The organism is Acinetobacter yuyunsongii (assembly GCF_041021915.1).
Classification (GTDB): Bacteria; Pseudomonadota; Gammaproteobacteria; order Pseudomonadales; family Moraxellaceae; genus Acinetobacter.
This window is the reverse complement of the sequence record NZ_CP157435.1, coordinates 1,921,659-1,942,508: the sequence shown is the minus strand read 5'-3', so window position 1 is coordinate 1,942,508 and position 20,850 is coordinate 1,921,659. Positions and strand designations below refer to the sequence as shown.

General features: G+C 38.3%; 22 protein-coding genes. 5 read left to right on the top strand and 17 right to left on the bottom strand.

Annotated elements, in window-relative coordinates; translation table 11 throughout:
- Nucleotides 1-35 precede the first annotated feature (35 nt).
- The 3 genes from ABLB98_RS09370 to purM all read right to left on the bottom strand — a co-directional run bounded on the left by ABLB98_RS09370 (nt 36) and on the right by purM (nt 2,336).
- Nucleotides 36-563, bottom strand: coding sequence for a hypothetical protein (locus ABLB98_RS09370; RefSeq protein ID WP_348882111.1), 528 nt, complete (start codon nt 561-563; stop codon nt 36-38).
- A 76-nt stretch (nt 564-639) separates the two neighbouring features.
- A complete protein-coding gene (gene purN / locus ABLB98_RS09365) occupies nt 640-1,269 on the bottom strand; it encodes a phosphoribosylglycinamide formyltransferase (protein WP_171063585.1) in 630 nt (209 codons plus the stop codon).
- On the bottom strand, nt 1,266-2,336 hold the full coding sequence (purM, locus tag ABLB98_RS09360; RefSeq protein WP_348882110.1) for a phosphoribosylformylglycinamidine cyclo-ligase: 1,071 nt from the start codon (nt 2,334-2,336) through the stop codon (nt 1,266-1,268). The genes purN and purM overlap by 4 nt, the downstream gene beginning before the upstream one ends.
- Nucleotides 2,337-2,470: 134 nt before the next feature.
- On the opposite strand from purM, the gene cxpE reads away from it, so the two are divergent.
- The 4 genes from cxpE (at nt 2,471) to ABLB98_RS09340 (ending at nt 8,833) form a co-directional block, all read left to right on the top strand.
- Entirely contained in the window at nt 2,471-3,664 is a 1,194-nt protein-coding gene (gene cxpE, locus ABLB98_RS09355) for a chloramphenicol efflux transporter CxpE (RefSeq protein WP_348882109.1), read from the top strand.
- A gap of 20 nt (nt 3,665-3,684) precedes the next feature.
- Nucleotides 3,685-4,380, top strand: coding sequence for a DnaA regulatory inactivator Hda (gene hda / locus ABLB98_RS09350; protein WP_087536399.1), 696 nt, complete (start codon nt 3,685-3,687; stop codon nt 4,378-4,380).
- Between the two features lie 115 nt (nt 4,381-4,495).
- Nucleotides 4,496-6,343 (top strand): rhombotarget A, encoded by a 1,848-nt coding sequence (rbtA, locus tag ABLB98_RS09345; RefSeq protein ID WP_348882108.1) that lies wholly within the window; start codon nt 4,496-4,498, stop codon nt 6,341-6,343.
- An 18-nt stretch (nt 6,344-6,361) separates the two neighbouring features.
- Complete coding sequence (locus tag ABLB98_RS09340) at nt 6,362-8,833, top strand: CSLREA domain-containing protein (protein WP_348882107.1); 2,472 nt, start codon at nt 6,362-6,364, stop codon at nt 8,831-8,833.
- 95 nt (nt 8,834-8,928) lie between these two features.
- On the opposite strand, the gene ABLB98_RS09335 is transcribed toward ABLB98_RS09340, so the two are convergent.
- The 5 genes from ABLB98_RS09335 to ABLB98_RS09315 all read right to left on the bottom strand — a co-directional run bounded on the left by ABLB98_RS09335 (nt 8,929) and on the right by ABLB98_RS09315 (nt 12,199).
- Nucleotides 8,929-9,318: a DUF3106 domain-containing protein gene (locus tag ABLB98_RS09335; RefSeq protein ID WP_005161265.1), complete on the bottom strand. Its 390-nt coding sequence runs from the start codon at nt 9,316-9,318 to the stop codon at nt 8,929-8,931.
- Entirely contained in the window at nt 9,308-9,631 is a 324-nt protein-coding gene (locus ABLB98_RS09330) for a hypothetical protein (RefSeq protein WP_348882105.1), read from the bottom strand. The genes ABLB98_RS09335 and ABLB98_RS09330 overlap by 11 nt, the downstream gene beginning before the upstream one ends.
- The gene (locus tag ABLB98_RS09325) at nt 9,624-10,235 is read right to left on the bottom strand and encodes an RNA polymerase sigma factor (protein WP_348882296.1); all 612 of its coding nucleotides are present in this window, start codon (nt 10,233-10,235) and stop codon (nt 9,624-9,626) included. Before ABLB98_RS09325 ends, ABLB98_RS09330 begins: the two co-directional genes overlap by 8 nt.
- 156 nt (nt 10,236-10,391) lie before the next feature.
- Nucleotides 10,392-11,168, bottom strand: a complete 777-nt coding sequence (locus ABLB98_RS09320; RefSeq protein WP_249569832.1) for an RNA methyltransferase — start codon at nt 11,166-11,168, stop codon at nt 10,392-10,394.
- Between the two features lie 59 nt (nt 11,169-11,227).
- Nucleotides 11,228-12,199, bottom strand: a complete 972-nt coding sequence (locus ABLB98_RS09315; RefSeq protein WP_087536405.1) for a class 1 fructose-bisphosphatase — start codon at nt 12,197-12,199, stop codon at nt 11,228-11,230.
- A gap of 176 nt (nt 12,200-12,375) precedes the next feature.
- On the opposite strand from ABLB98_RS09315, the gene ABLB98_RS09310 reads away from it, so the two are divergent.
- Complete coding sequence (locus tag ABLB98_RS09310) at nt 12,376-12,561, top strand: NF038105 family protein (protein WP_005215212.1); 186 nt, start codon at nt 12,376-12,378, stop codon at nt 12,559-12,561.
- Nucleotides 12,562-12,611: 50 nt separating this feature from the next.
- On the opposite strand, the gene pal is transcribed toward ABLB98_RS09310, so the two are convergent.
- From pal to ABLB98_RS09265, 9 genes are all read right to left on the bottom strand, one after another.
- Nucleotides 12,612-13,181: a peptidoglycan-associated lipoprotein Pal gene (gene pal / locus ABLB98_RS09305; RefSeq protein ID WP_348882102.1), complete on the bottom strand. Its 570-nt coding sequence runs from the start codon at nt 13,179-13,181 to the stop codon at nt 12,612-12,614.
- 22 nt (nt 13,182-13,203) lie between these two features.
- Nucleotides 13,204-14,487, bottom strand: a complete 1,284-nt coding sequence (tolB, locus tag ABLB98_RS09300) for a Tol-Pal system beta propeller repeat protein TolB (RefSeq protein ID WP_005161248.1) — start codon at nt 14,485-14,487, stop codon at nt 13,204-13,206.
- A gap of 96 nt (nt 14,488-14,583) precedes the next feature.
- On the bottom strand, nt 14,584-15,993 hold the full coding sequence (tolA, locus tag ABLB98_RS09295) for a cell envelope integrity protein TolA (RefSeq protein WP_369028596.1): 1,410 nt from the start codon (nt 15,991-15,993) through the stop codon (nt 14,584-14,586).
- Between the two features lie 3 nt (nt 15,994-15,996).
- Nucleotides 15,997-16,449, bottom strand: coding sequence for a protein TolR (gene tolR, locus ABLB98_RS09290; protein WP_087536408.1), 453 nt, complete (start codon nt 16,447-16,449; stop codon nt 15,997-15,999).
- Complete coding sequence (tolQ, locus tag ABLB98_RS09285) at nt 16,449-17,147, bottom strand: protein TolQ (RefSeq protein ID WP_348882100.1); 699 nt, start codon at nt 17,145-17,147, stop codon at nt 16,449-16,451. Before tolQ ends, tolR begins: the two co-directional genes overlap by 1 nt.
- A 26-nt stretch (nt 17,148-17,173) precedes the next feature.
- Nucleotides 17,174-17,581, bottom strand: coding sequence for a tol-pal system-associated acyl-CoA thioesterase (ybgC, locus tag ABLB98_RS09280; protein ID WP_004661168.1), 408 nt, complete (start codon nt 17,579-17,581; stop codon nt 17,174-17,176).
- A gap of 173 nt (nt 17,582-17,754) precedes the next feature.
- Nucleotides 17,755-18,750, bottom strand: coding sequence for a Holliday junction branch migration DNA helicase RuvB (ruvB, locus tag ABLB98_RS09275; protein ID WP_046739447.1), 996 nt, complete (start codon nt 18,748-18,750; stop codon nt 17,755-17,757).
- An 18-nt stretch (nt 18,751-18,768) separates the two neighbouring features.
- Nucleotides 18,769-19,371 (bottom strand): Holliday junction branch migration protein RuvA, encoded by a 603-nt coding sequence (ruvA, locus tag ABLB98_RS09270; RefSeq protein ID WP_348882099.1) that lies wholly within the window; start codon nt 19,369-19,371, stop codon nt 18,769-18,771.
- A 56-nt stretch (nt 19,372-19,427) separates the two neighbouring features.
- Nucleotides 19,428-20,768, bottom strand: a complete 1,341-nt coding sequence (locus ABLB98_RS09265) for a deoxyguanosinetriphosphate triphosphohydrolase (protein ID WP_348882098.1) — start codon at nt 20,766-20,768, stop codon at nt 19,428-19,430.
- Between the last annotated feature and the right edge of the window lie 82 nt (nt 20,769-20,850).

Below are 20,850 nucleotides of genomic sequence, written 5' to 3'. Positions count from 1 at the left end.
ATTTTCGATCGCTCTTAAATACATACTTTGGGTTTTTATATGCTTTGATCTAAGAATTTTTGTGTTTGATTTAGATCATCTAAAGTTAATTCACTATTTTGTATATATTGAAGGATTAATAATGCTAAAAACTTGAAAATTTTCATATTAGATCCAATATCACTATGAGCAGCAAAACAAAAGTTTATTTTATATAAAACATTAAATTTCATCTGATTGCATATTTCTAATATAAATTTTTGTAATTCTGTAGAGTATTCAATTGGCAAACCATATTTTGCTTCATCAAGTTCATTCAGAAAATCAGATTGAAAAAGACGATTTTCTAAATTACGGTTCGTTAAATCTAGGATAATTTCTCGATTTTCTAAATTTATATCCACTTCTGCACCCAGTAAACCATAGAGAAATCTTCCGCCGCGAGGTTGAAACAATTCGAGGACAATTGTGTATTTGCGATACGAAGACGATGGTGGGATATCTGTGAAAGGTAAAATCGGAGAGCTTTGAGTCCAAAGCTTTATGTGTAGATGATTTTTCAGTACAAATTCAGATGTGCTCATTTTAGGCTGAAATCTAATTATTTAAAAATTAGGAATTATATTTTTCAAAAAACACATCCGAAGATGTGTTTTATTTTTAGAATTGAGCAAATTGAATTGGTCGTTCTAAAGGTTTTTTATTGAAATATGCTTGACCATTTGTCCAAGTGAGTTGACCATTACATAACCATTCTGCAACCTGAGGGTAGATGAAGTGTTCAAGCTCATGCACACGTTGTGCTAGGCTTTCTACATTATCATGCAAACTCACTTGAATGGCGGATTGCGCTATACTTTGTCCTGCATCTAGTTCAGCAGTGACAAAATGAACGGTACAACCATGCAAGCGATCTCCAGTATTTAATACACGTTGATGTGTATTAATTCCTTTATAAAAAGGCAGCAGAGAAGGGTGGATATTTAACATTTTACCTTGCCATTGACTGACAAAGTTTGGCGTTAAAATACGCATAAAACCTGCAAGGATAACTAAGTCAATTTCCCAAGCAAGCAATTGCTGATGCATAGCATCGTCAAAGCTTTCTCGATTCGGATAATCTTTATGTGAAATAACAGCGGTTGCAATATTGGCTTTCTCAGCACGCTGTAATGCATAGGCATCAGCTTTATTTGAGAGTACACCAATGATTTGCCCTGACAGATTTGCATCTATCAGGGCCTGTAAGTTGCTACCGTTGCCTGAGACAAGGACAGCAATTCTCATTATGCAAAGATCACGCGAATTTTTTCGTCTGCACCTTCAACTGATTCAGCATTTTCTTGGATATAACCAATTTTCCATGCTTTTTCGCCTTGAGTATTTAATACATCAATGGCTTTATCAGCTTCGCTTGCATCAACAGCGATTACCATGCCAACGCCACAGTTAAATGTACGATACATTTCAAAGCGTTCTACATTACCTTCGCGTTGTAATAGTTGGAATAATTCTGACCATTCCCAGCTTGATTCATCAATCACCGCTTGTGCGCCATTTGGAAGAACACGCGGTAAGTTACCTGGTAAACCACCACCAGTAATGTGTGCCATTGCATGGACATCAACTTGTTTGCAAAGTTCAAGTACTGGTTTTACATAAATACGTGTTGGTTCCATTGCAACATCTGCAAGTGGGCGACCATCAACGATTTGAGTTAAATCAACGTTCTTAACATCTAAAATTTTGCGTAGTAATGAGTAACCATTAGAATGAGCACCACTTGATGCAACACCGATCAGTACATCACCAGATTTTACTTTAGTTCCATCAATAATTTTACTATGCTCAACTATACCAACAGCGAAACCAGCAAGATCGTAATCTTCGCCTTCATACATACCTGGCATTTCAGCAGTTTCACCACCAACAAGTGCACAGCCAGCAAGTTCACAACCTTTACCAATACCCGTTACTACATTTGCTGCAACATCAACATTCAAATGACCTGTTGCATAGTAGTCTAGGAAAAATAATGGTTCAGCACCACAAACAAGTAAATCGTTTACACACATTGCAACAAGATCTTGACCAATCGTGTCGTGACGATTTAGATTTAACGCTAAACGTAATTTTGTACCTACGCCGTCTGTGCCAGAAACCAATACAGGTTCTTCATAGCCTTTTGGAATTTTGCATAGTGCGCCAAAACCACCTAAACCGCCCATGACTTCAGGACGAGTGGTACGCTTAGCGACAGATTTGATACGATCGACCAGTGCGTCGCCCGCTTCAATGTCGACGCCCGCATCTTTATAGCTTAAACCAGTATTTGGGGTAGAAGTTGAGTTGCTCATAGTGAAGTCTCCGCATTGGCGGCAGATTATAACCTGAATATACGAAACTCTTATGTTATTTATGCTCGAAAATGCTATCTTTAATTAAATTTTTTTCCCATTTATAACGATTACACGAAAAAAGGCTAGATTTTATGCAAGATCAGGTACTACGTCGTATCTTTATCCTCGCAGGACTCGCATTACTACTTTGGGTGTTGTATCTATTAAAACCAGTTGTATTACCATTTGTTGGCGCTTTTTTTATTGCCTATCTCTTTAGTCCCCTTGTAGATGTCCTTGTAAAAATTAAATTACCTCGTTGGTTGGCGATCAGTCTCGTCTTTGTTGGGATTGGCGTAACCTTAACAGTTGTTTTATGGTTCCTAGTCCCATTGGTTTGGAAGCAATTAATCTATGCGCGAGATAGTATTCCAGCAGGTATACATTGGGTAAATGCGACATTTCTACCTTGGGTATCCCATACTTTTAATGTTGTTCCAATGGAGTTGGATACAGAACAGATTTCTAAAGCAATTATGGAATACATTCAAACGAATTACAGTGCAGATAGTATTCAAGCCATGGCTTTACGTTTAGCACAATCTGGTTTGAATTTTATTCAATTAGGTGGCGTATTTATTTTGATTCCTATCATTTCATTCTATTTCTTACTTGATTGGGAAAGAATGTTGCAAAGTATGCGTCGTTTAATACCTCGTCCATATGAAGAATCAACCTTAGTCATTGTTCGTGAATGTCATAGTGTCCTTGGAGCGTTTGTTAAAGGTCAGTTCCTCGTAATGCTGCTATTAGGAATAGTGTATGCCGTTGGCCTGCAAATCATTGGTTTAGAAGTGGGTTTAATTATTGGAATGATTGCTGGTTTGGCCAGTATTATCCCTTATCTAGGCTTTGGTGTTGGTATTATCGCGGCCGTGATTGCTTCATTATTCCAGTTTGGTCTCGATTGGATGCAGTTACTTTTAGTGGGTATTGTATTTATGATTGGGCAAATGGTAGAAGGATATATTTTGCAGCCTTTCTTACTTGGTGACAAAATTGGTCTATCTCCTGTTGCCGTTGTATTTGCGGTACTAGCTGGTGCTCAACTGGGCGGTTTTTTAGGAATGCTGATTGCCTTGCCTGTAGCGGCTGTTATCGTCGTGTTACTTAAACACGCAAGAGATAATTACGAAAAAAGTCGATTTTACGGATCTCCAATTGAGGTCAGTATTCAACATGGTGAAATTCAACGTATAAATGTTGATGCTGGTGAAGTAGAACTTGATATTGAGATTAAAAACTCTCAAGATAGCGAAACTTCACATTCAAATGATCTAAAGTAATTGAGGAACAAATTAACGATATGCGTCAACTACAACTCGATATAGAACCACAGCTCGATGCGCGAATTAGCGATTTTTCGGGGCCAGGGTGGGGTCATGTAGTTGATGCGATACGACAGTTACATACTGGACTGGTAAATCGCTTTTATGTTTATGGCGGTGCTGGTACTGGTAAAAGCCATTTACTCTCTGCAATTTGTGATTCATATTTAGAATTGGGTCGTCGTGCAATAAAAGTCTCATTATTAGAATTATTAGATGCACCAATTGAAGCGATTACTTCATTAGAGTTTTATGATTTAGTGGCATTAGATGATATTGATGCAATTAGTGGTGTACCTCATTGGCAAAAAGCTGTTTTTCATTTAATGAATAATCATGATGGACAACTGGTCTTTTCATCTCGTGTAGCACCGATAGAATTAAAATTAGAATTACCTGACTTACAGTCGAGACTGACTCAAGCGGTCAGTGTCAAAGTGCCAAATGGAAGCTCATATACAGATCGACAGGCTTTATTACACTCTGTTATGACGAGGCGAGGAATTCATTTTGACCAACAAATTATTGATTATTTGTTGAGTAATGGACCACATCAAGCTTCCATTCTATTACAGACACTTGCCCAACTTGAAAAGATGTTGAAAGGTGAGAAAACAAAGCTCTCAAATACAACGATTAAGCAAATTTTTGCTCTGATTGATGAATATCACTAATCGCATAAAATTTCTTGAGTAATTTTGACAGCTATGACAAAGTACGCACAAAGGAATGTGGTTGCAAATTTGTAGTTTGCAATACTAAGAAAAATGAAAATAGAAGGAGAACGGTATGCTCAAACGGACGCTTGCCTGCGCTTTATTTGCGATTACTGGACATGTATATTCTGCGGATATTCAAGTTACAACATTAGTTGATGAAGACAAAGATGATACCGTTTGTTCATTACGTGAAGCTGTAACATTCTTAAATAATCGTACCCAAAAAGAATTTGAAAATGGTTATCATGGTTGCGGTAATAAAGATGCTTCATCGATTATTATCCTAGAACGTGATAAAGAGTATACTCTAAATAAGGCAATACAAATTAAAGCAGCGATGACTATTAATACTGCTTCCAGTACTGATTTTAATGATAATAAGCAAGGTTTAAATAATGCTACTATTAAAATGTTGGGTTCGGAAAGTGTTTTTATTATAGATGATAATAATGTAGAAAATGAACTTTTATCAGTGGGCTTAAAAGAGCTGAATCTTAAAGGGTCATCGCAGAAAGTAGTTGAAGGTGGCTTGATTCTAAATCGTGAAATATTAACAATTCAATACTCTAGATTGATGGATGGTAATGCAAGTTTAGGCGGTGCTATTTATAATAAAGGTTTACTATCTGACAAGAAAACTGCAGGCGTTGTTAGTGTAAGTAATACTATTTTTGAGGGTAATAAAGCTGATCAGGGGGCGGTCATTTATAGTGAGGTTCCTCGTTATATTATTACTCAATCAGTGATAAAGAATAATGAAGTAAAAGCAAATGGAAGTATTTTATATGTACAAAATGCTAATAGTGATACCGCAATCTCGAATGCGCTCTTGTTGAGAGTTTTTGGACTCAGAAATTCAACCATTTTTAATAATAAGGGAGGCTATGTAGCAAATATTCGAGGGGGAATGGTCATCAATAATATTACGATGATTTATAATGATGCTGGACTATATTTGCAAGCTCCGAAATGGATTTCAACCCCTGCTACTGACACAAAACCCGCTGAATTAGAGAATGGTGCGTTTATTTCAAATAGTATCATAGCGAAAAATAATAAAAACTGTGTTGCAGATAGTAATGATTCTTCGGTTATTCAAAGTAATTTGACAGAGGTGGATTGTAATCGTAATGCACCCGCTGGACTGCCAAATTTTTTATTAAACACTGATTTGATCGCAGGTGGAAAAGTGGAGGGGGATTGTGATTTACCTCAGGACAAAGGATTATTATGTCCTTATACGACTCCCAAAGATCAAATGTTAGGTTTTTTTCAACCAAGATTATTAACTTCTTATAATTCATTGTCTGACTCTCTAATCATTAATAAGGGGAGGATTTTTAGCGATGGAACAAACAAGGGGGCTATTAGTTGTGAAACTTCTGATCAACGAGGTAAAGCGCGCAGTGTTTATAGTGAACTATGTGATCTAGGTGCGATTGAGTTGGTAGTAAATCGTAATGATGTAGAAATTGCTGGGCAAGATATTCTATATGGTCAAATCGCAAAGTTTAGTATTGCGAATAGTTTATTGGATGGTGAATTAGTTGATCCTGAGGCGTGTAAAATAATATTTAAGAGTGATACAGACGCTAACGGATTACCATGGCAATCAGGTTGTCTTAATATTGAACAGACTGAAACAAAGTCAAAAGGTAAATTAACAATAGATTCAAAAGGGAATATTGTCTATGTGCCAAATGGTAATTGGCATGGTGCAGATAAATTTAATATCCGTGTAATCACTACAATCACTAGGCTTAATGACCCTTCAAATTATTATATTGATATTCCTACGACAATTGTCCAAGATCCGCCAAATAATTTTCAAAATAAAACTGTAAATGTTGGCAGCATGGATTTTGGATGGATTTTAATGGTGTTTGGTTTAATTGGATTGAGACGTTTTAAATCATAATCAAGGATGATAAATGAGATGAAAAATTATAAGAAAACCTTATTAGCGTTAATGGTTGTTTCAGCTATGCCATTGTTAGCTGCAACAAATAGTGCAACAGCACCAATTAAAGTGACTACCTTTAATGATGAAAATAAAGAAGATTCTCTTTGTTCAATCAGAGAAGCCTTAGAGGTTGCAAAAACGCGTGTATCTGCACATGGTTGTGTTGTTGCAGATATTTATTCTAATACTCAAGATATCCAATTAGAAGCGGGTGAATATACGTTAAAAAGTGAATTAACACCTGACTCAGAAGTGAGAATATGGGGAGCAGCCCCAGCTAATTGGAATGAAAAAAATATTCTAATTAATGATGTGTCAAATCAATATCCTGCACAAGTTGAAATTAAGACGACTATCAAAGCAGAGAATTCTCGAATTTTTAATACAACTGCTGGTAAGAACCCTTTAACTTTAACGAATTTAATACTTGCGAATGGTGTTGCACCTAATCAGGGAAATGGTGGTGCAATTTATGCTGGTGCAAATATTACCTTGCAAAGTATTAAGGTATTAAACTCTAAAGCAACTACTGGTGCAGGTGGGGCAATTTATCTAGCTGGACTAGCTGCTTCGGCTACAATTTCTAAAAGTTTATTTGAAGGTAATGACGCTACAATTGGTAGTGTAATTGCAATGGCTTGTAAGAATGATAATCTATATTCGGAAAGAAATATAAGTTTTACAGCAAGTAGTCTGATAAAAAATGGATCGGATACTTCATTAAGTATGTTGGAGTTTTGTGGTCTACCTAAAGCAGAATTGGAAGCAAATACGATTGCTCAGAATACCGCTAACTCTGTCAAAGGAAATTTAATAAAATTTAGTGGTGATACAAAAGCTGGATCTGAAGATCAAAACAATTCAACAATATTAAGTAGCGGTAGTGCATTAGCACTAACAAGTAACACTATTGTAGAAAATAAAGCATATACAACTTTTCTATATGATAAGATTGGTATAAAGACTTTGCTTTTTAATATAATTGCTTATAATTCAGGAGCATATTCTTGTCGTTATTTGTTGGGTGATGCTTCAAAAGAAGATAATGTGGCAATTGGTGCTATCTATAATGCATTTTCATTATTAAATAATGGCAAATGTGATTTACCCGAAGAGGTATATAAAGATAATACAACAAACATTGATTTAACCAATGTTGCGATGGATACTGTATTAAGTTCAATGGCCCCAGCATCTCAATATACTGCTTTTTTACCAATGTATTATCCAAAAAGAATAACACAAGCAGGGGGTGATAAGCAGGATTTAGTGAATGTAAGTAGTGAAGGTGCAATTGGTTGTAGTGAATATGATCAAAGAGGATTAGCTCGTCTTGCTGATGGAGTATTATTTTATCAACCGGAAGCAAAAAATACATGTGATATTGGTTCTGTAGAATTGATGAAATTAACTGCAGGTGATATTGACAGTATTACTAATCGATCATTGAGTCAATTAATAAGTAATTATAAGGTTCAGAATGATTTTTTTGATAATCTAGTTAAAAACCCAAATGATCCAGAATATCTTACCTACTATAAATACCGATTAGAACCATATAAAAAATTGGTTGAATATTATGATAAAAAAGAAAATTTAAAATATCGGGCTATTTATATTGACTTACAATCATTTCAACTTCCATTACCACACGAAGATGATAGTCATCATTTAGATTTTTTCAGCCCAGAATTATATGATATTAAAGTTGATACGGTTGGGGTTGGTTCAGTTGTTAATGGTCAACTAAATTCTCGTGAAGATAGCAATTTAGTATGTACTTGGGTCCCTGAGATTCAACAAATTGTTGTATATAGAAAAGATGATACGATTACACAAGATGGTGAACAAGCTTTGTGTAGTTATACCATCACATATAAAAATGATCATGCAATACAAACAAAAGGTTTAATTAAGGCCTCATTTACAAATCAAGCACCTGAAGCTAAAGATACATCTGTGACATTAAAGTATCAGCAAAAAGAAATCGCAAAATTGAATCTTTTAGAACTAGCTAATGATGCAGGTGATACAGGCCCAGGTGGTAAAGGTCCTGAAACAAAACCTAATAAGTCAGACTTTTGGATAAATGAAGATGGGTTAGAATTACCGATAAGATTATCGAACGTCCCAACAAAAAATCTAATAGTTACTGCTGATCGTAAAGGTAAGTGTCCTCCGCCTGATCAAAAAGAAACGTGTTATGGTGGAAATATTTATATTCAAGAAGTAAATACTTTTAATCCATTTAATTATTCGTTTAATTATCAAGTTTATGATAATGATGAAACACCAAAACTTTCAAATTTAGCAACTGTAAACGTAATTAGTACAGCAACTACCTCGGATGATACTCGACCTGCGAAAAGCGGCGGAGGAAGTATGGGTATCTTCTCTGCATTAGGTTTGTTGGGTTTACTAGCATATCGTCGTTATAAAAAGTAAGAGTGAATAAAAAGAGCGCTTTTAAAGCGCTCTTTTTATATGTTCAAATTATAAATTAAATGTATACAACTAAAGAGAAATTAATATAAAAACAATTAGTGTTCAGAATATTTGCTTAAATATTCTTCACGGATGTTCACTTTATCTTCGGCACTGGCATTTTGCATACGTTTACGCAAAGTGTTCCGTTCCTGAGTTCCCAGTTTTTGCCAAACATTACGCATTTTTTGTTTTTCATCTTCTGGAAGCTGAGTAAACCATTCCATTCTTTGTTGAAGCTGAGAGCCCTGATCAGTTGGGATTTCTTTTAAACTTTGATAACGTTGAATAAGAACACGTTGTTCTTCTGGAGATAAATCATCCCAAGCTTCTTCTGTAGTTGGTTTATTTGATTTTGAGAACACCCAAAAACGCTCAGAACCAGCAAAACTTGTTTGAAGTAAGCTGAGTGTACACACAACAATTGCTATTTTCTTAGCTGCCATATGGAACTTTATCCTCACCAAGTACCATCAACATTTCCATATCTTCAACCATTTGTGGTGAAAGTTTTGGATTTACAACGACCTGACTTTGTGGCTTATCGTTCAGTTGTAGAGAGCTTGGTAATACAATGATACCAGTAAGAGCTGCTGCTAAAGCAAAGCCTCCCATTTTCCACAGACTATAATAAGAGGTTGGTTTCTTTTGAACAGTATCTAGAACATGGTTCATCACTAACATTTTTTTGTGATGTTGCTCTTTTGCTAGTTGATCGAGTTTGGAAGTCACTGATTTAGTGAACTCATCTTTATTCATTTGATGACCCTCCCGTATGTGGATTTAAATGCTCTAAAGCAATTCTAAGCCCTTGGATTGCACGATGATAATGGGTTTTTACACTACCTTCACTGCAATTCATAATTTGAGCGGTGGTTGCAGTATCAAAACCTTCCCAAGCTCTTAACATAAATGCTTGCTGTTGACGTACTGGTAATTGGTTGATGGCAGCCTGAATTTCATCCATTGTGACTTCTTGGTTCAGAAATTCGAATGGATTGGGGGTAGATTCATCTACCACATCAATAATTTCCTCATCATCGTCTAAGCTAATTTTTTTGAATAATGAGAAAGGAGTTGCTCGACGCGCTTCTTTGCGCCTCCAATCCTGTAATTTGTTATTTAAAATGGTATAAAACAATGGATACCATTCTTCAATACTTTTATCTGAATACGATTTATGCAATGAAATAAAGGCTTCTTGTACCAAATCCATTGCAATGCCTTGTTGTCCCTTAGTTGCACTTTCCATCATCACAAGTGCACGACCTGTAACGTCTTGCATAAAAAAACGCAGACGTTGTTCAACAGTACTACAATCAGTACCATTTTCAGTTCGAGCCTGTTTCGGTGCTAAATCCATAGAGATGGAAAATCCTGTCATGGATACCCACCATTATTTCAATTCATTAATCATATAACGTTGAAAATGGTGGATGCGTTGACAACTTAAGCAATTATTTTATGAGTGTAATGGATTTTTTCATTAAAAAAATCGTATTTAAAATAATTTAACGTTTTATTGGCGTTGGCGAACCATTTCAAAAAAGCAAATTGATCCAGCGATGGCAACATTTAAAGATTCTTGCCCACCCGGTTGAGGAATAGTAACAGCCTGAGCATGTTCTAGGGCATAGTCACTTGCACCTTGTCCCTCATTACCTAAAATCCAAACACATGCTTGCTTTAAATCTTTGCTATACAAGCTGGTTGAACGATGTGAACTCGTTACAAACACAGGAATTTGAAACTTGGGAAGAATGTCGGTTAACTGAAAATTCTCAAAACAATGTACGCTAAAATGGGCACCCATTCCTGCGCGTAATACACGTGGGGACCAAAGAGAAGCAGAACCTTGCGTACAAATTACTTGCTTAATGTTGGCTGCGGCAGCCGAACGCAATAGCGTACCAACATTTCCAGGGTCTTGCACATTTTCTAAGATTAAGGTATCAGCTTTAAAATCAATTGTTAATGATGTTTTAGGGAGATCGACAATTGCTAAACAAGGCAGAGTTGTACCTAAAGTACTTAAATCTTTATACAGTACTTCACTAATGACAAAAATATGTCCCTGGTGTAATTCAATCACCTTTTGTAATTCAGAATGATCGAGAGCTTGTTCAGTCGTAAATAATGAAAAGATTTTTTTATGTTGTTGTAGCCATGCTAAACACAGATGAGTACCTTCTAGAACAGTTTGCTGATGTTTCTTTCGAGCACTATTGAGTTCGATCAGCCCACGCAAATGTTTGATTTTTGCATTGTCTTTTGATTCTAGAAAAATAACAGCCATAATATAAAGATCCAAAAGGGCATTATAAGATGATAATAATGCCCTGAATATAAAAGTAATTAGTGGTAGCTTGTTACGCGTTCCACTTCATTTTTAGAGCCAATTATAACAGGAACACGTTGGTGTAATTCTGTTGGTTGAATATCCATAATGCGAACACGTCCTGTCGTAGAGGCACCACCAGCTTGTTCAATTAACATGCTCATTGGATTTGCTTCATACATTAAACGCAAACGACCTGCTTTTTTAGGATCTTTGAGATCATAAGGGTAGAGGAAGATGCCGCCACGACATAAGATACGGTGAATATCACCGACCATACATGCAACCCAACGCATATTGAAATCTTTTTCACGGACTGATGTTTTACCCGCTAAAAGCTCGTCAATATAGCGTTTCACTGGATTTTCCCAATGACGTTGATTTGATGAGTTGATAGCGAATTCTTGTGTATCTGCTAAAACTTGAACTTGATTCGTAGTAAGTAGGAAGGTTTGAGTGGTTGGATCGAAAGTAAAGAATACAACACCTGCACCTACGGTAAGCGCTAACATGGTCGAAGGACCATAAAGTACATACCCAGCAGCGACTTGCTCAGTACCAGCTTGCATAAAATCTGCAGATTGAGTGACTGCATTTTTAGCGGGAAGAATAGAGAAAATTGTACCGACACACATGTTGATGTCGATGTTGCTTGAACCATCGAGTGGATCGAATAACACTAAATATTTGCCATTTTCTTGGGCAGGTGTGAAATCATCCAATTCTTCAGAAGCTAATCCACCTACTTGCGGATGCGCTTTTAATGCATCAATAAGATAATCATTAGAAATGACATCTAATTTCTTTTGAGTTTCACCTTGTACATTTTCGTTGCCAGCACTGCCTAAAATACCAGCTAAAGCGCCTTTTTGTAGTGCTTGGTCAATGGTTTGGCATGTTGCCGCGATTGTTTCAATGACTTGTGCCAATTCTGGTGTCAAATTCCCTTTTTGTTGTTCTAAATATTGGGATAATGTAAGGTTTGACATATTGAATTGCTCCGATTTAGCCGCATCAAAAATTGATAAAAAGAATGTCGCTATTCTAGATGAGATCGCTCGAAAATAAAAATTATCTTACTTTATTTATGTTGCTTTTGTGATTACAAACATTCTATTACATGCTATGTTGATTGCATACTAGACAGGAAGTTTGGAGAGGAACGATGTCAACCAAAAATTTTGAAGCTACCCCTACGCCAAGTGAATCGATTAGCTTAGATACGATTTCGAAAGAAAGTGTGAAAGATGCTTGGAAAGAGTATGAAGCGAAGCCTGAGTACAAAGAATTTAATAAGCACGATATGATTGAGTCGATGCAACCTCAGTCGAAGCAAGAGTCTTCATCTTAATGAAAATAAAAATGCTCACATTGTGAGCATTTTTATTGCAAATCCAAACATTATTTTAGTAATGGTGGCACTGCTTCATAATTAATTTCTACGCGACGATTTTCTTTCCACGCTGCTTCGTCATGACCCGGGTTTACAGGGGCTTCTTTACCGTAGCTCACGGCTTCTAACTGCTGTGGGTTGACACCATTGGTAATCAAGAAGCTTTCGACAGCTTTTGCACGACGCTCACCTAAAGCCATATTGTATTCACGCGTACCACGTTCATCCGTGTGACCTGTCAATGCCACCCGAGAATTAGCATTTGCAACGAGGAACTGTGCATGTGCTTGAAGTGTTTGGTAGTCATCATTTGATAGATCGCTGCTATCGTAATCAAAGTGAACAACACGTTTCGCTAAAAATGTTTTGTTCGCAGCAGTTACCCCTTTTGATGAAGCGCCAGCCAAGTTCTGTGCATTTAATGCAGCATCTTCACTTAGTCCGTCAGTGCTTACCGTGGTTGACGTATTAGGTGCTGTATTGCCTGCTGTGATTTCAGCAGCAGGTTTACGACTCGCACAACCCGTGAAAGCAATCGTCGCAGCTAAGAGTGGAAGTGTTAGGTATTTAATATTCATGTGATTCTCCAATCAATCAAATTTATTTTGGTGCCCAAGCGGGTTCACGGACTTCACCTTGTTCGCTTGGTAAATTCATACGGAAACGACCATCTGTAGACATAATAGAGAGTAAGCCGCGGTTACCTTCACGTGTTGCATAAACAACCATCTGCCCATTCGGAGAGAAACTTGGTGACTCATCCAGACTGGTTGGTGTCAATATATTAGTGATCCCTGTATTAATATCTTGTAATGCGACTTTGTAATTACTGCCACTTGGTCGATGAACTAAAGCAATTTTTTTACCGTCAGCACTTAACGTGCCGCGTGCATTAAATGCACCTTTGAAGGTAAGGCGTTTAACTGAACTATCATCAAAACTGTAGCGATAAATTTGAGGAGAACCGCCACGATCTGAGGTGAAAATAAATGATTTTCCATCAGGTGCATAACGTGCTTCGGTATCAATCGCTGAGTCATTGGTCATACGCTGTAGTTGGCGCGTATTTAAATTCATCTGATAAATTTCAGGATTACCATGCATAGATGCTGTGAACAACATAGATTGCCCATCGGGCGAGAAGCTTGGTGCACCATTTAAGCCTTTGAAGCTCGCTAAAACCTCACGTTGACCCGTTGCTAAATCCTGAATGTAAATTGCAGGACGTTTAGTTTCGAAAGAGACATAAGCAATTTTTTTAGCGTCAGGTGCCCATGTTGGAGAAAGGATTGGATCTCGTGATGACAGTACCGTTTTAGGTTGTTCGCCATCCGTATCAGCAATTTGTAATGTATAGCGTTGAGCAGGGGTTTCTGGATTGCGTAATACATAGGCAATACGACCGCTAAAATCACCCGCAATACCAGTCAGTGCTTGATATATCGCATCACTGATCATATGCCCAGCTTGACGAACACGAGAGCTTGGTACAGTCAGCACTTCATTTAATAAGTATTGTTGTTTTTGTACATCATAGAGTTGGTAATGGATTTCAAATGTATTCGCATCGATGGTTTTAATTTGACCAACCACCACATATGGCACACCAGCATTTTGCCAATCACCAGCTTGGATTTGGTTGATGCTTGCAGTTGCAGGTAAGTTTTGCGATGCACTTGTAAATCGACCTGAACGATTTAAATCATTTTCAATGATTGGATAAATCGCACTGTCATTTGTAAAAGGGATAATTGCAATTTTTGGCGCTTGTTCGGGTGCTTTTGCAATTTCAAGGTGAAGTTGTGCAAAAGTTGCTGTTGGAACAATTGCGCTAATAGCAGTCAAAACTGCTAAGGAGATGAGGTGTTTACGAGTCTTGTCCATAGTTACAATTACTTATGTTCGTATTTTTGTGGCTGTTGATTATTTAACATAGTTACAGGCTTTGTTCTATTAAAAGCATGTAACGTTAACTATTCATTACTGTTTTGCAGTAAAGCTAGAAGTAAAGCTTCTTGCTTCACGGCGTGCATCAGGGTCATCTGGCATAGGGTAAGGAGCAGCGGCTCGAACAGCGGCTTCTACACTTGCTTTTACATCGGGATCACTAGAATTTACAATCACAGATAAAACAGCACCACTATCACTAAGTGTTACACGGGCTGTTGCTTTTTGTCCTGTTGAACCAGAAGGGACATTCCAAGCTCTTTCAATTTTATTTGTGAAATCACGTTTGGCAGTCGAAGCAATTTTTTTCGAATCTGCCTTTTTCTGAGCTGCCTCTTGCTCTGCCTTTTTAGCAGCAGCGGCTTTTGCATCTGCTTCGGCTCTTTCGGCATCTGCTTTATCTTTTGCAGCTTTATCAGCAGCGGCTTTATCTTTTGCAGCTTTATCAGCAGCGGCTTTGTCTTTTGCAGCTTTATCAGCAGCGGCTTTGTCTTTTGCAGCTTTATCAGCGGCAGCTTTGTCTTTTGCAGCTTTATCAGCAGCGGCCTTGTCTTTAGCGGCTTTATCAGCAGCGGCTTTGTCTTTTGCAGCTTTATCAGCGGCAGCTTTGTCTTTGGCCGCTTTATCAGCAGCGGCTTTGTCTTTGGCAGCTTTATCGGCAGCGGCTTTGTCTTTGGCCGCTTTATCAGCAGCGGCTTTGTCTTTTGCAGCTTTATGAGCGGCAGCTTTGTCTTTGGCCGCTTTATCAGCAGCGGCTTTGTCTTTGGCAGCTTTATCGGCAGCGGCTTTGTCTTTGGCCGCTTTATCAGCAGCGGCTTTGTCTTTTGCAGCTTTATCGGCAGCGGCTTTGTCTTTTACAGCTTTATCAGCAGCGGCCTTGTCTTTTGCAGCTTTATCAGCAGCGGCTTTGTCTTTAGCAGCTTTATCAGCAGCGGCTTTGTCTTTAGCAGCTTTATCGGCAGCGGCCTTGTCTTTTGCAGCTTTATCGGCAGCGGCTTTGTCTTTTGCAGCTTTATCAGCAGTATCTTGTTCTGTTTGACGTTTTACTTCTTCATCTGCACGTTGTTTTTCGGCAATTTTGCGTTGTTCTTCTGCTTGTTTTGCTTGGGCTGCTTCTTTTGCTTTTTGTTTTGCATCAGCGAGTTGCTGTGCAGTAGGCGCTGGTGGAGTGACAGGAACATTTTCAGGTTGAGTATTATCTACAACAGGGCTTAATATTTCTTCCGCTTGATTTTCAGCAGTCGTTTCCTGTTCTACAGGTTTTGCCATCGGTGGTGGTAAATCTTCTGGCTTGATGAGAACAGTCGTCAGTTTTTTCGGTTGCTCAGGCGGTTTACTTAGACCTAAGAAAAGCAAGCCAACAATCGCAATTGCATGTACCCCAAGGGTAAAACCTAGCGCAATTGCATTTTGTTTAAAAGGTGGCTCTTGAAATTTTTTCATAACTTACTTTAATGGCTCTGTCAGTAAACCAACTTGAGTTAAACCGGTTTCTTGTAAACTAGCCATGAGTGATACAACCTCACCATAGGGGCGAGATTTATCACCATTCACTAATACGGTGAGTTGTTTATTTTCTTGTTCCGCTTGCTTTTGAGCATCACTCAAAATAGCTTCAAGCTGCTCAAGTGAAAGAGGTTCACTATCTTTATGATCTTGGTATTGCAAATAAATATTGCCATCTTTGCCAATCGTTACCATTGCAGGCATGTCTTTCGATTCGATAGGATTATTATTCGCTTGGGGCAAATCAACTTTGATGCCGCTGGTAATCATAGGTGCAGTGACCATAAAAATGACTAAAAGTACTAACATAACGTCAATATAGGGTACAACGTTCATATCACTTTTCAGTGGCTTCTTGATGCGTTCAAAACGTCCAGATCGTTGAATCGCCATTATGCATCTTCCTGTGTCGTTCCAATCGCTTGACGCTGTAAAAGAGCGACCATTTCTTCTGCGAATAACGCACGATCTGAGTAAATAGATTCACCTTTCGCTGTGAAGTGGTTAAAAGCCAGCACAGCAGGAATTGCTGCAAATAAACCGATTGCCGTTGCAATAAGTGCTTCAGCAATACCCGGTGCTACGGTTGCCAAAGTAACTTGATCAACGGCAGCAAGGCCAATAAAGGCATTCATAATGCCCCAAACCGTACCGAATAAGCCGATATAAGGCGCAACAGAACCAATACTTGCAAGCGCTCCTAAACCTTGTTCTAAACTGCCTTGATCACGACTTAGACCGACACGAAGAATACGTTCAGTACCTTCAATGGTTTGATTGGTATCTGCTTTGCGTTTTTGTAGTTTAAAAAACTCACCTAAACCTTGATAAAAAATATCTTCTAGGCCACTACGTTTCGAGTTTAACTGAGCATTATTGTAGAGCGTGTTTAATTCGGCACCTGACCAGAACATTTTTTGAAAATGCTCATCATCTTGAGCTGCTTTTTTAAAACCCATATGTAATTTGGCAATTAAATACCAGCTGAAAATTGACGCTAGTAATAAGATCAACATGACCAATTGCACGACTGGGCTGGCTTGTAAAATCAGGTCAGAAATATGTAGAGAAGATTCTAAATTAGTTGCCATAAGTCACTGTGCCGAAAAGTTTATTTTTAGTCCTGTGCTAATTCTTTTTGAATCAGATCACGTATTTCTTCAGGAAGTCTACGTGGCATTAACTCTTTGTTTAAACATGCCAACGTAACCTCACCTGAAGCAAGCAAGATTTCACCACGATAAATATTTTGTTGCAACACAAAAGACGCGGCTTTACACGAAATAACACGTGCTGTAACAGTAATTAAGTCATCCATTAAGATTGGACGTACATATTTCACCTGAATTTGATGTACAACGAAGTTGTAGTCTTGTTGATGCCAGTAGTGATCGACGCCTGCTGCACGTAACCATTCAGTGCGTGTGCGTTCCATAAAACGAATGTGATTGGCGTGGTAGACAATCCCGCCTGCATCTGTATCTTCAATATATACACGAATATTAAATTCAAAATGATTAGCCATATCCTTAACCTATTTCTGCATACTGCGAGCAATTGAGGGAATGATATTGCGTCAATGATAGGATGGGAATAGTAATAAATAACATATTAGACTTCTTTCATAATGGTTTAGACCCTCTTTATTTTCTTCTATTCAGTAGAAAATAAAGAATTTATAAAAGAAACCTAATAATTTCATTCTGGCGGTGTCATACCAAACTGCAAATACGCCATATTGGTTGCAATACGCCCACGCGCAGTCCGCATCACATAACCTTGCTGAATTAAATAAGGCTCAATCACATCTTCAAGTGTTCCGCTATCTTCAGCCATCGCGGCTGCTAAAGCTTCAACACCTGTTGGACGACCTTCAAAACGCTCAAGTAACATACTGAGATAACGACGGTCTAAAGTATCTAAACCATCTTTATCTACATTAAGCATGTCTAAAGCACGTTGTGCCATCTCTTGAGTCACTTCACCAGTGCCTTTCACTTGCGCATAATCTCGAACACGACGTAATAAACGATTGGCAATACGTGGCGTACCACGTGCACGTCTAGCGATTTCAGTTGAACCTTCTTTGGTAATCGGAACATCCATGAGATTTGCCGAACGGGTTACGATATGGGTTAAATCCTCAACAGAATAGAATTCTAAACGCTGAACAATCCCAAAGCGGTCACGTAAAGGTGAGGTGAGTAGCCCCGCACGCGTTGTTGCTGCGACTAATGTAAATGGTGGCAGATCTAATTTAATTGAACGAGCAGCAGGACCTTCACCAATCATAATATCTAATTGGTAATCTTCCATCGCTGGATAAAGAATCTCTTCAATGACAGGGGATAGGCGATGGATTTCGTCAATAAAGAGAACGTCACCTTCTTCCAAATTGGTCAGCATCGCCGCTAAATCACCAGCACGTTCTAAAACTGGGCCAGAAGTCGATTTTAAATTACCGCCCATTTCGCGTGCGATAATATTCGCCAATGTGGTTTTACCTAAACCCGGTGGACCAAAAATCAAGGTATGGTCGAGTGCTTCACCACGACCTCGTGCAGCACCAATAAAGATTTCCATTTGCTCACGTACCACTGGCTGACCAATATAGTCTTCAAGAGAGGTTGGGCGAATCGCACGATCAAAATGATCTTCTGGTTTTTCAGAACCACTGATTAAACGGTCTTGCATAATGAGTTCGGTCTATCTTTATTTATTCAATGACTTAAGTGCAGCTCGGATAATATCACTGGCTTCGGTAAAATCTGCTTTAACGGCTTGAATCAATTTTTGTGCTTCAAGTGGTTTGTAGCCCAGTGATTGTAAGGCGGCTTCAGCTTCGGCAACAGCAGAATTTCCAGTGAACTGTATTTGAGCGGATGCTGTATTATTTGAAACGGTCGTGCTTGAAAATGCTTTAAAACGATCACGTAGTTCAATCATTAAACGTTCAGCTGTTTTCGTACCAACTCCCGGGACTTTGATCAGTGTTTTTACATCACCATGTTCGACTGTATGGATGAGCATGTCCACGCTCAAAGTCGAAAGAATACCGAGCGCCATTTTAGGACCGACCCCATTGACCTTGAGTAAAGTACGAAAAATAATTTTCTCTTGTGCATCACTAAAACCATACAGTTGCTGTGCATCTTCTCGAACCACCAAATGTGTCCATAAAGTGACTTTCTGTCCTTTTTGTAATTGGCAAAATGTCGAAAGTGGTGTGTCAATTTCATAGCCCACACCATTTACATTCAGCAATACGGTTGGGGCTTCTAAGGCAAACACCTCGCCAATTAAACATCCGATCATAAAATTCGTTTCACTGTTGTTTTGAAAATTCAAATTAAAAGATAAAGTTCTCTGTTTTAAAAGAACCCAACTTTATTGCCTTGCAACTCTTGCGCCAAGCTATAAGCCTGATGATCCGAGAACTTACTAATAATATCGAGAACTTGCATAATATTATTATAGTGGTTGTTTTGCAGATTTACGCCTGAATGTTGCAAAATCGACATCAAACGTTGCTCTTTAAAGCTTAAGGTCTTATGTGGCATGGTTAATGGAATAAATGCATCCAAAATCGTTTGTAGGCTTTGATGCGCAATAATTTCTAAACCAGATTTTTGAGGATGTTCAAAAATTCGATCCCTAGCAAGATTTTTCGCTGTTTGAATGCCTATTTCAATATCGGGTGAGCAATATTGTAAAAGACCGCCTTTAAGCTGACCCGTTAAAATTTCATAATGATGTTTAGCAAAAGCAGTAGTGACTTCATCGACAAGACGTTTCATCACACGCCCACGCAAAGCTGCGATTTTTTGCTGCCATGTGGTATGGGGTAGGTGTAATTCTTCTGGTAGACCGAAATCGGCAATTAAATTGAGAAAGATCGGCTCAACTTCTTCATAACTGAGCATATTCAGTATGATGCCATCTTCCAAATCAATAAGTGCATAACACATATCATCTGCAGCTTCTAATAAATAGGTCAGCGGATGACGACAAAAATGATATTCACCGAGTTGAATTAAGCCGAGCTGTTCAGCCAATTGTTTTAAGATTTCTTTTTCAGATTGATAGCAACCAAATTTTGCTCTTTGATGCGATGGCATATCGCCTTGTTCTTCAATGGTTTTAGATAACCATGGATATTTTAAATAAGCTCCGAGTGTGGCACAGGTCAAACGCATGCCACCATCATCAGGATGATAGTCAATCCGACTAAGCAAACGTAGTCCTTGTGCATTGCCTTCAAACTGACGTACATCTGCTTCTTCTTCGGGTGTTAATTGGCTGAGAAAGTCACGATGCGATGCATCATCAAACCATTCCCGAATCGCGTATTCTCCTGCATGTCCAAAGGGTGGATTCCCAATATCATGCGCTAAGCAAGCAGCTTGAATGATTGCGCCAACATCTGCTGGTGAAATCCACATGGGTAATTCATCTTTGATTTTTTCAGCAGCCAACATGCCGAGCGAACGACCAATACAAGAAACTTCTAGCGAATGAGTCAGTCGAGTATGAATACCATCGTGTTGAGTCAATGGGTGAACTTGAGTTTTTCTATTCAGTTGTCGAAAACTTTGGGAAAATATAATTCTATCGTAATCTTTGTGAAATGGGCTTCGAGCCAATTCTGTACTACTTTTTTTACTGCCTAAACGAATTGCAGAAAGCAATTCCAACCAACGCATTTGTTCCATTCATCATTATTCACTATGAGTTCAAGATCATCATGCCAAAAAAAAGATTAAAGCACTAGTGCAGGGCGACATGGTTTGGCGT

What these genes read in the sequence shown, in the direction of transcription:
- ruvB (WP_046739447.1), bottom strand. Translation starts at nt 18,750, where the DNA reads ATGCAAGACCGTTTAATCAGTGGTTCTGAAAAACCAGAAGATCATTTT.
- ABLB98_RS09325 (WP_348882296.1), bottom strand. Translation starts at nt 10,235, where the DNA reads ATGGATTTAGCACCGAAACAGGCTCGAACTGAAAATGGTACTGATTGT.
- ABLB98_RS09315 (WP_087536405.1), bottom strand. Translation starts at nt 12,199, where the DNA reads ATGTCAAACCTTACATTATCCCAATATTTAGAACAACAAAAAGGGAAT.
- cxpE (WP_348882109.1), top strand. Translation starts at nt 2,471, where the DNA reads ATGCAAGATCAGGTACTACGTCGTATCTTTATCCTCGCAGGACTCGCA.
- tolA (WP_369028596.1), bottom strand. Translation starts at nt 15,993, where the DNA reads ATGAAAAAATTTCAAGAGCCACCTTTTAAACAAAATGCAATTGCGCTA.
- ABLB98_RS09370 (WP_348882111.1), bottom strand. Translation starts at nt 563, where the DNA reads ATGAGCACATCTGAATTTGTACTGAAAAATCATCTACACATAAAGCTT.
- ABLB98_RS09310 (WP_005215212.1), top strand. Translation starts at nt 12,376, where the DNA reads ATGTCAACCAAAAATTTTGAAGCTACCCCTACGCCAAGTGAATCGATT.
- tolQ (WP_348882100.1), bottom strand. Translation starts at nt 17,147, where the DNA reads ATGGCAACTAATTTAGAATCTTCTCTACATATTTCTGACCTGATTTTA.
- ABLB98_RS09320 (WP_249569832.1), bottom strand. Translation starts at nt 11,168, where the DNA reads ATGGCTGTTATTTTTCTAGAATCAAAAGACAATGCAAAAATCAAACAT.
- ruvA (WP_348882099.1), bottom strand. Translation starts at nt 19,371, where the DNA reads ATGATCGGATGTTTAATTGGCGAGGTGTTTGCCTTAGAAGCCCCAACC.
- hda (WP_087536399.1), top strand. Translation starts at nt 3,685, where the DNA reads ATGCGTCAACTACAACTCGATATAGAACCACAGCTCGATGCGCGAATT.
- ABLB98_RS09335 (WP_005161265.1), bottom strand. Translation starts at nt 9,318, where the DNA reads ATGGCAGCTAAGAAAATAGCAATTGTTGTGTGTACACTCAGCTTACTT.
- ABLB98_RS09330 (WP_348882105.1), bottom strand. Translation starts at nt 9,631, where the DNA reads ATGAATAAAGATGAGTTCACTAAATCAGTGACTTCCAAACTCGATCAA.
- ybgC (WP_004661168.1), bottom strand. Translation starts at nt 17,581, where the DNA reads ATGGCTAATCATTTTGAATTTAATATTCGTGTATATATTGAAGATACA.
- rbtA (WP_348882108.1), top strand. Translation starts at nt 4,496, where the DNA reads ATGCTCAAACGGACGCTTGCCTGCGCTTTATTTGCGATTACTGGACAT.
- tolB (WP_005161248.1), bottom strand. Translation starts at nt 14,487, where the DNA reads ATGGACAAGACTCGTAAACACCTCATCTCCTTAGCAGTTTTGACTGCT.
- ABLB98_RS09265 (WP_348882098.1), bottom strand. Translation starts at nt 20,768, where the DNA reads ATGGAACAAATGCGTTGGTTGGAATTGCTTTCTGCAATTCGTTTAGGC.
- ABLB98_RS09340 (WP_348882107.1), top strand. Translation starts at nt 6,362, where the DNA reads ATGAAAAATTATAAGAAAACCTTATTAGCGTTAATGGTTGTTTCAGCT.
- pal (WP_348882102.1), bottom strand. Translation starts at nt 13,181, where the DNA reads ATGAATATTAAATACCTAACACTTCCACTCTTAGCTGCGACGATTGCT.
- tolR (WP_087536408.1), bottom strand. Translation starts at nt 16,449, where the DNA reads ATGGCGATTCAACGATCTGGACGTTTTGAACGCATCAAGAAGCCACTG.
- purM (WP_348882110.1), bottom strand. Translation starts at nt 2,336, where the DNA reads ATGAGCAACTCAACTTCTACCCCAAATACTGGTTTAAGCTATAAAGAT.